The sequence below is a fragment of the Streptomyces sp. NPDC002490 genome (genome assembly GCF_040296045.1).
Classification (GTDB): Bacteria; Actinomycetota; Actinomycetes; order Streptomycetales; family Streptomycetaceae; genus Streptomyces.
Genome location: NZ_JBEOWM010000018.1, coordinates 88,589 through 101,270 on the forward strand (window position 1 = coordinate 88,589; position 12,682 = coordinate 101,270).

Here is a 12,682-nt window from a genome sequence, read left to right on the forward strand (position 1 = left end):
CGGGATGCCTTGCCTTTCTTCGTGACCGCCTTGCCGCCCTTGCCGGTGCCCTCGCCCTTGCCGCTGGCCTTGCCCTCGCCCTTGCCCGCCGCGCCGCTCTTGCCGGGCCGGCCCTCCGCCTTGGTCGGCTTGGCGGGCCGGGTCGTCGTGCCCCGGCGCGCCGGGGCGGTCGGGGCGGTCGCAGGAGCGCCGCCGCCGGCGATGACGAGGTCCCAGGCGAGCAGTCCGGCCCCCAGGCACCCGGCGCTGTCGCCGAGGGCCGCGGGGACGATCCCGGGCATGCGTTGGAAGGTCACGCGCTGCGCGACCGCCGCCCGCAGGGGCGTGAACAGGGTCTCTCCGGCTTCGGCGAGTCCGCCGCCGATGATCAGCATCCGCGGGTCCAGCAGGGTGAGCGCGGTGACCAGCCCGTCCGCGAGCGCGTCCACCGCCTCCTGCCAGACCGCGACGGCCCGCGGGTCGCCCGACTCGACGGCCTTGGCGCAGTCCGCCGCGTCCGCCGTCGGGTCGTCCGCGGCCTTCGCCCAGGCGCGGCTCACCGCGCCGGCCGAGGCCAGCCGTTCCAGGCAGCCGCGCTGGCCGCAGCCGCACTCGGGTCCGCCGGGGCGGACCACGATGTGCCCGATCTCACCCGCGTAGCCGTGGGCTCCGGGTTCGATCCGCCCGTCGATGCCGATGGCGCCGGCGATGCCGGTGCCGAGCGGGACGAAGAGGAACCGGTCGGCGCCCTGGCCCGCGCCGATCCGTCCCTCCGCGAGTCCGCCGGTGCGCACGTCGTGGCCCAGGGCCACCGGTACGCCGTCGAGCCGTGCGCTGAGCAGCTCCCGCATGGGGACGTCACGCCAGCCGAGGTTGGAGGCGTAGACGGCGACGCCGGCCTCGGCGTCGACGATGCCGGGTACCGCGACACCCGCGGCGGAAGCAGTGACGCCGAAGTTCTCGACGCCGTACGCGCGCAGGTCCGCGGCGAAGTCGAGGATGCCCTCGACGACGGCCTCGGCGCCGCGCTCCCGCCGGGTGGCCCGGCGGCACGTGTAGAGGAGCGTTCCGTCCTTCGCCACGAGGGCGGCTTTCATCCCGGTCCCGCCCACATCCAGGGCGATGACGTGTTCTCCGGCCGGGGGTCCGGGGGGTGTCTCCCGGGTCGTTGCAGTCACGGAGGACAGTGTCGCGTGTAGACGCCCAAGAGGTCTAGTCCAGTTGCGGTACATCACCATGGTCACCGAACGTTGTCGAAGTGATACGGCACGGAGCTAGACCCCTTCCGAGGCACGGCACCAGACTCGCCGCCAATTGATCCACAGGACCCGTCGTCGGGGGCGACGACGGGTGCTTGAGCGTGGGAGCACAACGTGCTAGATCGGAAAAGGACTCTGATCGCGGCGGGGGCCGTGCTGATGATGTCGACGACGGTACTGACAGGATGCGGAGGGGACGGCGAGCCGGGCAACACCACACTGACGCTCATCGCGGCGGACTACGGGAACTCGGTGCAGAACAGCACCACCACCTACTGGGACGAGGTCGTCGCCGACTACGAGATGGACCACCCCGACACCGAGATCGAGGTGACGGTCCTGCCCTGGACCGAGGTCGACGCCGAGGTCAAGAAGCGGGTGGCGGAGGGCAAGGCCCCCGACATGGCCCAGATCGGCGCGTACTCGGACTACGCGGCGGACGGCAAGCTCTACGACGCGGACGAGCTGCTCTCGCTCAGCGTCCGGGGGGACTTCCTCCCCACCCTCAGCGCCGCCGGGCGCATCGTCCGCACCCAGTACGGGATGCCCTTCGCGTCCTCCACCCGACTGCTCTTCTACAACAAGGAGCTGTTCGCGGAGGCCGGCATCACCAGCCCGCCCCGCACCTGGGAGGAGCTGAAGGACGCGGCCGTCCTCCTCAAGGGGAAGGGCGTGCGCTACCCGTACGCCCTGCCGCTGGGCCCCGAGGAGGCCCAGGGCGAGACGCTGATGTGGCTGCTGAGCGGCGGTGACGGCTACACCGGCGACACCGGGGACTACGTCCTCGACTCCGCCACCAACGTCCGCACCCTCACCTGGCTGAAGGACGAGCTCGTCGGACCCGGGCTGGTGGGACCCACGGCACCCGCCGAGCTCGACCGGGCCGAAGCCTTCGAGGCGTTCACCCGCGGCGAGGTCGGCATGCTCAACGGGCACCCCACGCTCATGCGGATGAGCAAGGGCAGCGACGTCGACTACGGCATGGTCCCGATGCCCGGCCGCACCGGCCGGAGCACCACGGGGCTCGGCGTCTCCGACTGGATGCTGGCCTTCAAGCAGAACGGCCAGGGCGAGGAGATAGGGAAGTTCCTCGACTTCGTGTACGCGAAGGAGAACGTCCTCGACTTCTCCCGACGCTACGACCTGCTGCCGGTGACCAACTCGGCGATCAACGACATGGCCGAGAGCAAGGGGGACGCCGACCTGCTCAACTTCGTCGACGGGCTGCGGGACGCCCAGCTGTACCCGGTGGGCAAGACGTCGTGGCCGCAGGTCAGCGCCGACATCAAGAAGAACGTCGGGGCGGCGCTCGCCCCCGACGGGGACCCCGCACAGGTCCTCGGCGGCATCCAGCAGCGCGCCGTGAAGGCCGAACGCGCCGAGAAGTGAGGCCGGCGGCACCGTGACCGCGACGCCCCCCGCACCGCAGTGAGGTGCGGGGGGCGTCGCACCTCCCGGTGGGTTGTCGCACCTCCCCGGTAGGTTGGGGACGTGGACGATGGGGCGGCGGAGGAGCTGGGCGAGCGCGAGCGCGACGTGCTCGCCCTCGAACGGCAGAGCTGGTCCGGCCCGGGCGCCAAGGAACGCGCCGTCCGGGAGCGGCTCGGCATGGCCCCCGTCCGCTACTACCAGCTGCTGAACGCCCTCCTGGACGACGCCCGCGCCCTGCGCCACGACCCGGTCACCATCAACCGGCTGCGCCGCCTGCGCGACACCCGCCGCGCCGACCGCTGACGCCCCGGGACGGGCGCCGTGACCCGTTCCCGGCGCCCGCGCGACCGGACGGTGGGCCTCCGCACCCCGGCCCCTGCATAGTGGGTGACCCGGTGCCCAGCGCGGCACCGGCGGCCCCTGAGCGGGCCGACCCACGCGCACCAGCCGACGAAGGGCGAAGGCCATGGCGTTACCCCCGATCGACACCAGCCGACCGCATCCCGCCCGGATGTACGACTACTACCTGGGCGGCAAGGACCACTACGAGGTCGACGAGGAGGCCGCCGAGCGGGTGGTGTCCGTGGTCCCGGACGCCAAGCGGCTCGCCCGGGCGAACCGGCGGTTCATGCACCGGGCCGTCCGTCACCTGGCGCAGCAGGGCATCCGCCAGTTCCTCGACATCGGCACCGGCATTCCGACGGAGCCCAACCTGCACCAGGTGGTCCAGGGGATCAGACCCGACGCCAGGGTGGTGTACGTCGACAACGACCCCGTCGTCCTCCGCCATGCGGAGGCGCTGCTGCGCAGCACGCCGGAGGGGCGGACCTCGTACGTGCAGGCGGACGTGCGGGATCCGGAGCGCATCGTGGCGCAGGCCCGGGAGGTGCTGGACCTCACCCGGCCGGTCGCCCTCTCCCTGGTGGCGCTGCTGCACTTCGTCCCGGACGAGTTCGACGCCTACGGACTGGTCGACGCCCTGACGGCGCCGCTGGCACCCGGCAGCAGCCTGGTCCTCACCCACGGCACCCTCGACGGGGGCGACCCCGAGGAGGTCGCCGGGGTGGTCGAGGTCTACCGGAAGGGAGGCATCCCGTTCCGGCTGCGGACCCGGGAGGAGTTCGTCCGCTTCTTCCGGGGGTGGGAGCTCGTCGAGCCCGGGGTGGGGGCACCCGACGCATGGCGCCCGGACCCCGGGGACCCCGTCCCGGGGGCGGGCGATCCGCCCGGGTTCTACGTCGGGGTCGCCCGCAAGTGACCGCCGGGGCGTCCGTGGCCCGCCGGGGCGGGGCGGGCCCCGGGGCGCCGCGGGTCAGGGGGCGTCGGGCAGGGGAGGTGGCGGGGGGAGGACGGCAGGGGTGGCCATGCCGTTGTCGTCCAGGGCCATCTCGTCCAACTCGACGCTACGGACGAGCACTCCGGGGAAGTGCTCGAACCGTCCGAGCGCTTCGGCGATGGCGTCGGTGAGGTGTTCGGCGTCGAACGAGCACCAGAACGCGGCCGAGTCCGGCCCCGTGACCAGGTTGATCAGCCCGTCGCTGAAGCTGTCCAAACCATCCAGGGTGTCGGACTGCTCCGGCGTGAGCGGTCCCTGAAGGTGCAAGGTGAAGCGCCAATTACGCACAGTTCGCATGCTTTCGAGTGAATTGTTCAATTTCCCTGGCCTCGTTGCCGGCGTTCTTGGGCGTGCAGTACACCACCTGGGACTGGTTGCAGGGGCAGCAGAGCACCCACCCCCACCGGTGTCGGTTCTTGTCGTGCGTCACTTTGAGGCCGGCGTGTTCCGCGCGTTTGAGTGCTGCCTCGATGTCCTTCTTCTGGTGCCTGTCTCCCAGAGCCACGGGTCAGGGATATCGCCGCACGCGTGCGCGCCGGGCGGGAGTACGGGCGCGTTCACCCGCACGTGGGTCGAGGCCCATCAGTATTGACGGACGAGTTTGACGCCTACGGACTGGTCGACGCCCTGGTCGAACCCGGTGCCCGTCCCCGGGGCGGGCCTCGGGGCGCCACGGGTCAGGGGGCGTCGGGCAGCGGCGGCACGGGAACCACGGCGGGGGTGGCCATGCCGTTGTGGTCGAGTGCGACGGCGTTCAACTCCACGCTCCGCACCAGGACTCCGGGGAAGTCCTCGAAGAACCCCAGCGCTTCCGCGACGGCGTCGGTCAAGGACTCCGCCCCGAAGAGGCAGCTGAACTCCGTGTGCCCGGGACTCTCCACCCGGCCGATCCGGCCGTCGTTGAAGCGGTCGAGCCCGTCCACGGTGTCCGCCTGTTCCGGTGTCAGCGGCTCCTGGAGGTGCAGGGTGAAGTGCCACTTACGCATGGCCGCGGTGGTTGCTGACGAAGAGGTCAATCTTGCGTGCCTCGTCTCCTGGGTTGCGGGGCGTGCAGTACACCACCTGGGACTGGTTGCAGGGGCAGCAGAGCACTCACCCCCACCGGTGTCGGTTCTTGTCGTGCGTCACTTTGAGGCCGGCGCGTTCCGCGCGTTTGAGTGCTGCCTCGATGTCCTTCTTCTGGTGCCTGTCTCCCAGAGCCACGGGTCAGGGATATCGCCGCACGCGTGCGCGCCGGGCGGGAGTACGGGCGCGTTCACCCGCACGTGGGTCGAGCGTCGTCGGTGTTGACGGACGTGCGAGGTCCACGGGGAAATCCCACCCCGGCCCCGACGGCCCGCTGTCGAGCGGTCGGGGCGCCGGGCTCAGTCGACCGTCTTGACCACCCGGGCCGGCACCCCCGCGACCACGGTGCCGGCGGGAACGTCCCGGGTGACCACCGCGCCGGCGGCGACCACCGCGCCGGCGCCGATGGTCACCCCCTGCGTGACCACGGCGGCGGTCCCGATCCAGACCTCGTCCTCGATGACGATCGGGGCGAAGGAGAGGTGCTCGCGGCGCTCGGCCAGGGGCAGCGGGTGGCCTCCGGTGACGAGGCTGACCTTCGGGGCGATCATCACGCCGTTGCCGATGCGGATGCCGCCCCGGTCCATGAAGGTGCACCCCTGGTTGACGAAGACGTCCTTCCCGAACGTCGTGTTGAGCCCGTGCTCGGTGAAGAACGGCGGGTAGATCGTCACCGACTCCGGCAAGGGGCCACCGAACACAACAGAAAGGAGTTCTGCACGAGCCTCGGTGTCGCTGAACGGAAGGACGTTCAACCGGGACGTCGCCTCGGTCACCTCCACGATGCGCTCCACATGACGCGTGAACTCCGCTGTCTGGACGTACATGACCTGCTCGGTGCGGGTAGACATGCGCCTCATCCCACCACCGCACGGAACGCTCGATCAAACAACCAGGACCACCACAGACACCACTGCTGGTTGTGCACCTAGGGTGGGGGCGTGGATGTTGAAGCACTGCGGACGTTCGTGGCCGTCGCCGAGACCGGCCTCTTCCAGGCAGCCGCCGACGAGCTGGGGGTCAGCCAGCAGGCGGTCTCCAAGCGGATCGCGGCACTGGAGGGGCAGACCGGGGTCACCCTCCTGGTGCGGACCTCCCGCGGCTCCCGGCTGAGCCTGGACGGGCAGGTCCTCCTGCCGCACGCCAGGAAGGTGCTGGCCGCCCTCGAACAGGCCGAGCGGGCGGTGCGCCCCGGCAGCCGTCCCCTGCGCGTCGACGTCCTCCACCGGCGCATCGCCCCCGCTCAGGCCGTCCACCGGTTCTACCGCTCCCGCCCCGGGACGGAGCTGGACGTGCTCACGCTGGGCGAGGAGAACGCCGCCGAGGCCGCCCGGGCAGTGCTCGAAGGGACCGTCGACGCCTCCTTCCGCGCCCTGCCGGCGGACGGGGTGCCGGCCGGGATCAGCACCGAGCGGCTCCTGGACGCACCCCTGGAACTGTTGGTCGGCCCCGGCCACCCGCTGGCCGACGCGCCCCGGGTCCGCCCCGCGGACCTGGCCGGCCACCGGATCTGGGTCCCCGGGATCAGGCCGGACACCGAGTGGGCGGCGTTCTACCGCTCGTTCTCCGAGGACTTCGGCCTCGGCATCGACGCGCTCGGCCCCCACTTCGGCGACGAGGCCCTGATGGACGCGCTGGCCGACTCGGCCTCGCTGGCCACCCTCGTGGGCAGCGGGGACCGGTACCTGTGGCCACACGGCCACGACCTGCGGCGCATCCCGTTGCACGACCCGACCCCGGTCTACCCGCACCTGCTGCTGTTCCGCAGCGGGGACCGGCACCCGGTGCTGACCGCGCTCCGCGAGCACCTGCGCGCCGTGAGCCCGCGCACCCCGCCCGACGCGTGGGTGCCGGACTGGGCATGAGAGCGCGGGGTGAGACCTCTCCCCGCTTCCTCGGCGTTCGCCTCCCAGCGGGCTGTCGGCTCGTGCGGGCGGGCGGCGACGGCACCATGGCGCTGGAAGCGGTTGATTCCGTGTCCTCTACTCACCGGGGGACCGCATCCCCCTGGTGCGGGCGATGCTCGCCCCGGCGTCGGAACCGAGGAGTTCGAGGGCCTCGCGGGCACGGTCCGGCTGGGTGGAGGAGGCCAGTACGCCCCCGCTGAACGTCGTACTGATCGCGGAACCACCCGGGAGGGGGCCGACGACCACGACGCCGGGAAGGCCCATCAGTTCGCTGTGTTGCTGGAAGGCCAGGTCGGCCTCGCCGGAGGCGAGGAGGCTGCCGGCGGGGACGCCCGGCGCCGCCTGGACGAGCCGGTCCCGGAGCGTGTCGATGAGCCCCGTCCGGGCGACCAGGTCGACGAGGGCCGTGCCGCTCGGACCGGTGGAGTAGGCGATCCGCCGTGCGGACAGGAGGGTGTTCCGCAGGTCGGCCTCCGTCTCCAGGGCCGGGAGCGGAACTCCCTGCGGTACCGCGGCGACGACCTCCGAGAGCCACAGGGGGCGAGCCGTGCCCGGCAGGACGTGGCCTTCCTCCTCCAGCGCCGCCAGGGCTCCGGCGGCGAGGACGAGCAGGTCGGCCCCGGCGCCCTCGCGGACGCGCCGAGCGGTCTGGACCCCGCCGGCGGCCTCGAAACGCACCGGGATGCCGTGGACGGTCCGGATGTGTTCGGAGAGCTCGGCCAGGACCGGTCGGGTCGCCATCGAGGACAGTCCGGAGATCTCGCGGCTCACTGGGGCTCCTTGGTTCGCGGACGGGCGGCGGGCGCACCCGGTCCGGCTGCTCGGCCGGTCTGTGAGACTGGCGGCATGAGCACGACCCAGACCACGGCGGCGGGAAAGGTCCTCAAGGTCCTCGCGGCCTTCGACCGCGAGCATCCCTCGCAGACCCTGTCGGAGATGGCCCAGCGTACGGGGCTGGCACTGAGCACCACGCACCGAGTGGTGGCCGAGCTGGCGGGCTGGGGGGTGCTGGAACGGGCCGAGGACGGGTCGTGGCACGTGGGTCTGCGGCTCTGGGAGATCGCCTCGGGGTGCCCGCGCACACAGATCCTGCGGGACGTGGCGCTGCCGTTCATGCAGGACCTGTACGAGGCGACCCACGAGAACGTGCAGCTGGCGGTGCGGGAGGGCACCGAGCTCGTGTTCGTCGAGCGGATCGCCGGGCACCGGTCGGTGGAGCTCCTCACGACGGTCGGCAAACGGTTCCCGGTCGCCTCCACCGGAATGGGGCGGGTGCTCCTCGCCCACGCGCCGCGGGAGATCCAGGAGGAGGTCCTCGACTCGCCGCTGCGTGCGTGGACCCCGCACACGATCGTCGATCCGAAGGCGCTGCGGGCGCAGTTGGACCGGATCCGCCGCGAGCACGTCTTCGTCAGCGACCGGCAGCTCTCGGAGAGCACGGTGGCGGTGACCGCGCCGGTGCGCATCGGCCGGGCCGGCCCGGTGAGCGCCGCGCTGGGCATCGTGTTCGCGGCGCCGGACGCCGGGCGCTCGCGCGGGCTGCGCGAAGCGTTGCTGCGGGCCGCCCACGGGATCTCCGACGAGCTCGGCCGACGTGCCCGTACGGCCTCCTGAAGGGCGCGGACCGGGGCAGGTTTCCGCCTGACGGAAACGATGGCGACTGGACGGCGGATCGGCTGCCAACGTGCGTGGTGGCCACCACGTTCCCCGCCGCTCAGGAGTCGCCATGACCGATGCCCCTGTCGACACCGTCGCCTCGGTCCCCGTGGCCGTCGTCGGCGCCGGCCCCGCCGGTCTGATGCTGGCGCACCGGCTCGGGCGCGCGGGGGTCGGGACGATCGTCCTCGACACCCGTACCCGGCACGAGATCGAGACGACGCAGCGGGCGGGCATCCTGGAGGCCGACGTGGCCCGGGACCTGATCGAGACGGGTGTCTCCGACCGGATCCTGCGGGACGGCCACGAACACGAGGGCACCGAGCTCCGCTTCGGCGGCCGGGCGCACCGGATCCACTTCAAGGAGCTGGTGGGCGAGTCGGTGTGGCTCTACCCGCAGACCGACGTGTTCATCGATCTCGCCGACGCCCGGGAACGCGACGGCGGCACGGTCCACTTCGGTGTCAGCGACACCGAAGTCCTCGACGTCACCACGGACGCCCCGCGGGTGCGCTACACCACGGCCGACGGCTCCCGGCACGAGATCCGCGCGCGGTACGTGGTCGGCGCGGACGGGTCGCGGAGCATGTGCCGCGACCTGGTGCCCGAGGAGCGGCGGGTGCGGTACGGCAAGGACTACCCCTTCGCGTGGTTCGGCATCCTGGCCGCGGCGCCGATGAGCGCGCCCGAGCTGGTCTACGCCCACTCCGAGCACGGCTTCGCGCTGATCAGCCAGCGCACCGAGTCGGTGCAGCGGATGTACTTCCAGTGCTCGCCGGACGAGTCCGTCGACGCCTGGTCCGACGACCGGATCTGGGAGACGCTCCAGGCGCGGGTGGCCGGCGAGGACGGCTTCCGCCTGGAGGAGGGCCCGGTCCTGGAGAAGACGGTGCTGAGGTTCCGCTCCTTCGTGCAGGAGCCGATGCGCTGGGGTTCGCTGCTGCTCGCCGGGGACGCGGCGCACACCGTGCCGCCGACCGGCGCCCGCGGGCTCAACCTGGCGCTGCACGACGTGAAGGTCCTCGCCGACGTGCTGGTGCGGGCCCTCGGCGGCGGCGGGGAGAGCGTCCTGGAGGAGTACCAGCAGCGCGCGCTCCAGCGGGTGTGGCGGGCGCAGAACTTCTCGTACTGGATGACGCGGCTGCTCCACACCGCGCCCGGCGCCTCCGCCTTCGACCTGCGGCGCCAACTCGGTGAGCTCGACAACGTGGTGGGCACGCACGCCGGACGCGCCTACCTCTCGGAGCAGTACACCGGCTGGCCCGTCAGCACCCGGGGCTGAGGTCTCCGCCCGCCGGGCGTCCTCCGTCCGCAGTTCCCCCGCCCACCCCGGCCCGCCCGGTCCGTCCGGCGCCACTCCTCCAGGAGCGCACCCATGATCATCGACTGTCACGGTCACTTCACCACCGCCCCGCCGCAACTGGCGCAGTGGCGCGAGCGGCAGATCGCGGCGGCCGACGGGCACGGCCCCGTCCCGGACCCCGACGAGCTGGTCATCACCGACGACGACCTGCGCGCGGCGATCGAGGGCAACCAGTTGCGGCTCATGGACGAGCGCGGCATCGACCTCACCGTCTTCTCGCCGCGCGCCAGCTTCATGGCCCACCACATCGGTGACTTCGCGGTCTCCTCGGCGTGGGCACGGATCTGCAACGACCTGGTCCACCGCGTCAGCCTCCGCTACCCCGACCGCTTCGCGCCGGGCGCGATGCTGCCGCAGTCGCCGGGCGTCGACCCCGCGACCTGCCTGCCCGAACTGACCCGTGCGGTCGAGGAGCTCGGCGCGGTCACCGTCAACCTCAACCCCGATCCCTCGGGCGGGCGTTGGACCGCGCCGCCGCTGACCGACCGCAGCTGGTACCCGCTGTACGAGGCGATGACGGCGTACGACGTCCCCGCGATGATCCACGTCAGCACCTCCTGCAACCCGGCCTTCCACACCACCGGCGCGCACTACCTCAACGCCGACACCACGGCCTTCATGCAGCTGGTCCAGGGCGACCTCTTCGCGGACTTCCCCACACTGCGGTTCGTGATCCCGCACGGCGGCGGCGCCGTCCCGTACCACTGGGGCCGGTTCCGGGGCCTGGCCATGGCGCTGGGCAGGCCGGACCCCCAGGCGCTGCTCGACAACGTCCTCTTCGACACCTGCGTCTACCACCAGCCCGGCGTCGACCTGCTGACCCGGGTGATCCCCAGCCGGTCCGTCCTCTTCGCCAGCGAGATGATCGGCGCCGTCCGCGACGTCGACCCGCTCACCGGCCACCACTTCGACGACACCAAGCGCTACGTCGACGCCACCGCGCACCTGTCGGACGAGGAGCGCACCGCCGTGTACTCCGGCAACGCCCTGCGCGTCTACCCCCGTCTCGCCGCCCGTCTCGCCGCGGCCGGCCGCTGACCCCGTCCCTCCAGGAGGACCCATGGAACACACCGAGATCGGCGTGGTGCACACCGCAGTCGACCGGGCCGCCCCCGAAGCCGTCGCCGCCCTCTCGGCGTTCGGTGTCGCGACCGTCCACGAGGCGATGGGCCGGGTCGGCCTGATGCGCCCCTACCTGCGGCCCGTCTACCCCGGGGCCCGGATGTGCGGCACGGCCGTCACCGTGCTCCTCCAGCCCGGCGACAACTGGATGCTGCACGTGGCCGCCGAGCAGGTCCAGGACGGGGACGTCGTCGTCGCGGCCTGCACGACGGAGAGCGAGGACGGCTTCTTCGGCGAACTGCTCGCCACCTCGTTCCGGGCCCGCGGCTGCCGGGGCCTGGTCATCGACGGCGGCGTCCGGGACGTCACCGACCTGGAGGCAATGGACTTCCCCGTCTTCTCCCGCGCGGTCAACGCCAAGGGCACGGTCAAGGCCACCCTCGGCTCCGTGAACACGCCCGTGGTCTGCGCCAACGCCCTGGTGCGCCCCGGTGACGTGATCGTCGCCGACGCCGACGGCGTCGTGGTGGTGCCGCGCGAGCGCGCCGCCGAGGTGGCCGCCGCCTCCGCCGCCCGCGAGGCGAACGAGGAGGGCAAGCGCGCGCAGTTCCGCGCGGGCCGTCTCGGTCTGGACCTGTACGGCATGCGCGGCCCGCTGGCCGAGCTCGGACTGCGCTACGAGGACTGAGGGCCGACGATGACGACGAGCTACGAGAAGACGCCCGGCTGGCTGGACTGGTACGCCGGTCCGAGCCGACCCGGGTTCCAGGTGCCCGAGGGCGCCGTGGACGCGCACTGCCACGTCTTCGGCCCGCACGAGGAGTTCCCGTACGCGCCCGAGCGCAAGTACACGCCGTGCGACGCGTCCAAGGAGCAGTTGTTCGCGCTCCGCGACCACCTCGGCTTCACCCGCAACGTCGTGGTGCAGGCGACCTGCCACGGCGCCGACAACACCGCCATGGTCGACGCCCTGCGGGCCTCCGGCGGCCTTGCCCGGGGGGTGGCGACGCTGCGTCCCGACGTCACCGACGCCGAGGTGCGGGAGCTGCACGAGGCGGGCGTGCGCGGCGTCCGGTTCAACTTCGTCAAGCGGCTGGTGGACGCGGCCCCGGAGCAGGACCTGCGGGACATCGCCGAGAGGATCTCCGCGTACGGGTGGCACGTCGTCGTCTACTTCGAGGCGGCCGACCTGCCCGAGCTGCGGGACTTCTTCCTGTCGATACCGGTGCCGCTGGTCGTGGACCACATGGGTCGCCCGGACACGTCGAAGGACCCCGAAGGGCCCGAGTTCGAGGGGTTCCTGGACTTCATGCGGGCCAGACCCGACATCTGGTGCAAGGTCACCTGCCCGGAGCGGCTGACGGTGAGCGGCCCGCCGGCCCTCGACGGGGAGCGGGCCGCCTACCGCGACGTCGTCCCCTTCGCCCGGCGGGTGGTCGAGGAGTTCCCCGACCGGGTGCTGTGGGGGACCGACTGGCCGCACCCCAACCTCACCGACCACATGCCCGACGACGGACTGCTCGTCGACTTCGTCCCGCACATCGCGCCGACGCCCGAGCTCCGCCACCAGCTCCTCGTCGACAACCCGACGCGCCTGTACTGGCCCGAAGCCGACTGAACCCGC

The 12,682-nt window shown here is 72.2% G+C and carries 14 protein-coding genes and 2 pseudogenes; 9 read left to right on the plus strand and 7 right to left on the minus strand.

The window, feature by feature from the left end; translation table 11 throughout:
- Positions 1–203 precede the first annotated feature (203 nt).
- A pseudogene (locus ABT092_RS14235) lies at positions 204–1,076 on the minus strand (ROK family protein); the annotation flags it as partial.
- 276 nt (positions 1,077–1,352) lie between these two features.
- Between ABT092_RS14235 and ABT092_RS14240 the strand changes: the two are divergent.
- The 3 genes from ABT092_RS14240 (at position 1,353) to ABT092_RS14250 (ending at position 3,927) form a co-directional block, all read left to right on the plus strand.
- Complete coding sequence (locus ABT092_RS14240) at positions 1,353–2,627, plus strand: extracellular solute-binding protein (RefSeq protein WP_451361543.1); 1,275 nt, start codon at positions 1,353–1,355, stop codon at positions 2,625–2,627.
- Positions 2,628–2,729: 102 nt separating this feature from the next.
- Positions 2,730–2,972 carry a DUF3263 domain-containing protein gene (locus ABT092_RS14245; RefSeq protein WP_351243459.1) on the plus strand — a complete coding sequence of 81 codons (243 nt, stop codon included), beginning with the start codon at positions 2,730–2,732 and terminating at the stop codon, positions 2,970–2,972.
- 163 nt (positions 2,973–3,135) lie between these two features.
- Positions 3,136–3,927, plus strand: coding sequence for an SAM-dependent methyltransferase (locus ABT092_RS14250; RefSeq protein WP_351243461.1), 792 nt, complete (start codon positions 3,136–3,138; stop codon positions 3,925–3,927).
- Positions 3,928–3,981: 54 nt separating this feature from the next.
- On the opposite strand, the gene ABT092_RS14255 is transcribed toward ABT092_RS14250, so the two are convergent.
- The 5 genes and pseudogenes from ABT092_RS14255 to ABT092_RS14275 all read right to left on the minus strand — a co-directional run bounded on the left by ABT092_RS14255 (position 3,982) and on the right by ABT092_RS14275 (position 5,897).
- Positions 3,982–4,302 carry a hypothetical protein gene (locus ABT092_RS14255; protein WP_351243463.1) on the minus strand — a complete coding sequence of 107 codons (321 nt, stop codon included), beginning with the start codon at positions 4,300–4,302 and terminating at the stop codon, positions 3,982–3,984.
- The gene (locus ABT092_RS14260; RefSeq protein WP_351243465.1) at positions 4,286–4,510 is read right to left on the minus strand and encodes a hypothetical protein; all 225 of its coding nucleotides are present in this window, start codon (positions 4,508–4,510) and stop codon (positions 4,286–4,288) included. The genes ABT092_RS14255 and ABT092_RS14260 overlap by 17 nt, the downstream gene beginning before the upstream one ends.
- Positions 4,511–4,682: 172 nt before the next feature.
- Entirely contained in the window at positions 4,683–4,991 is a 309-nt protein-coding gene (locus tag ABT092_RS14265) for a hypothetical protein (protein ID WP_351243467.1), read from the minus strand.
- Positions 4,984–5,208, minus strand: a pseudogene (locus ABT092_RS14270) (hypothetical protein). The gene ABT092_RS14265 and the pseudogene ABT092_RS14270 overlap by 8 nt, the downstream one beginning before the upstream one ends.
- Positions 5,209–5,369: 161 nt before the next feature.
- The gene (locus ABT092_RS14275) at positions 5,370–5,897 is read right to left on the minus strand and encodes a DapH/DapD/GlmU-related protein (RefSeq protein ID WP_351243547.1); all 528 of its coding nucleotides are present in this window, start codon (positions 5,895–5,897) and stop codon (positions 5,370–5,372) included.
- A 114-nt stretch (positions 5,898–6,011) separates the two neighbouring features.
- Between ABT092_RS14275 and ABT092_RS14280 the strand changes: the two genes are divergently transcribed.
- On the plus strand, positions 6,012–6,935 hold the full coding sequence (locus ABT092_RS14280) for a LysR family transcriptional regulator (RefSeq protein WP_351243469.1): 924 nt from the start codon (positions 6,012–6,014) through the stop codon (positions 6,933–6,935).
- 117 nt (positions 6,936–7,052) lie between these two features.
- Here ABT092_RS14280 and ABT092_RS14285 read toward each other — a convergent pair whose 3' ends face one another.
- Positions 7,053–7,748 (minus strand): substrate-binding domain-containing protein, encoded by a 696-nt coding sequence (locus ABT092_RS14285; RefSeq protein ID WP_351243471.1) that lies wholly within the window; start codon positions 7,746–7,748, stop codon positions 7,053–7,055.
- Between the two features lie 75 nt (positions 7,749–7,823).
- Between ABT092_RS14285 and ABT092_RS14290 the strand changes: the two genes are divergently transcribed.
- The 5 genes from ABT092_RS14290 to ABT092_RS14310 all read left to right on the plus strand — a co-directional run bounded on the left by ABT092_RS14290 (position 7,824) and on the right by ABT092_RS14310 (position 12,676).
- Positions 7,824–8,591, plus strand: coding sequence for an IclR family transcriptional regulator (locus ABT092_RS14290; RefSeq protein ID WP_351243473.1), 768 nt, complete (start codon positions 7,824–7,826; stop codon positions 8,589–8,591).
- Positions 8,592–8,703: 112 nt separating this feature from the next.
- On the plus strand, positions 8,704–9,915 hold the full coding sequence (locus ABT092_RS14295) for a 4-hydroxybenzoate 3-monooxygenase (RefSeq protein ID WP_351243475.1): 1,212 nt from the start codon (positions 8,704–8,706) through the stop codon (positions 9,913–9,915).
- Positions 9,916–10,008: 93 nt separating this feature from the next.
- A complete protein-coding gene (locus ABT092_RS14300) occupies positions 10,009–11,034 on the plus strand; it encodes an amidohydrolase family protein (protein ID WP_351243477.1) in 1,026 nt (341 codons plus the stop codon).
- A 22-nt stretch (positions 11,035–11,056) separates the two neighbouring features.
- Complete coding sequence (gene ligK, locus ABT092_RS14305) at positions 11,057–11,746, plus strand: 4-carboxy-4-hydroxy-2-oxoadipate aldolase/oxaloacetate decarboxylase (protein ID WP_351243479.1); 690 nt, start codon at positions 11,057–11,059, stop codon at positions 11,744–11,746.
- A 9-nt stretch (positions 11,747–11,755) separates the two neighbouring features.
- Positions 11,756–12,676 (plus strand): amidohydrolase family protein, encoded by a 921-nt coding sequence (locus tag ABT092_RS14310; protein ID WP_351243481.1) that lies wholly within the window; start codon positions 11,756–11,758, stop codon positions 12,674–12,676.
- Positions 12,677–12,682: the final 6 nt, after the last annotated feature.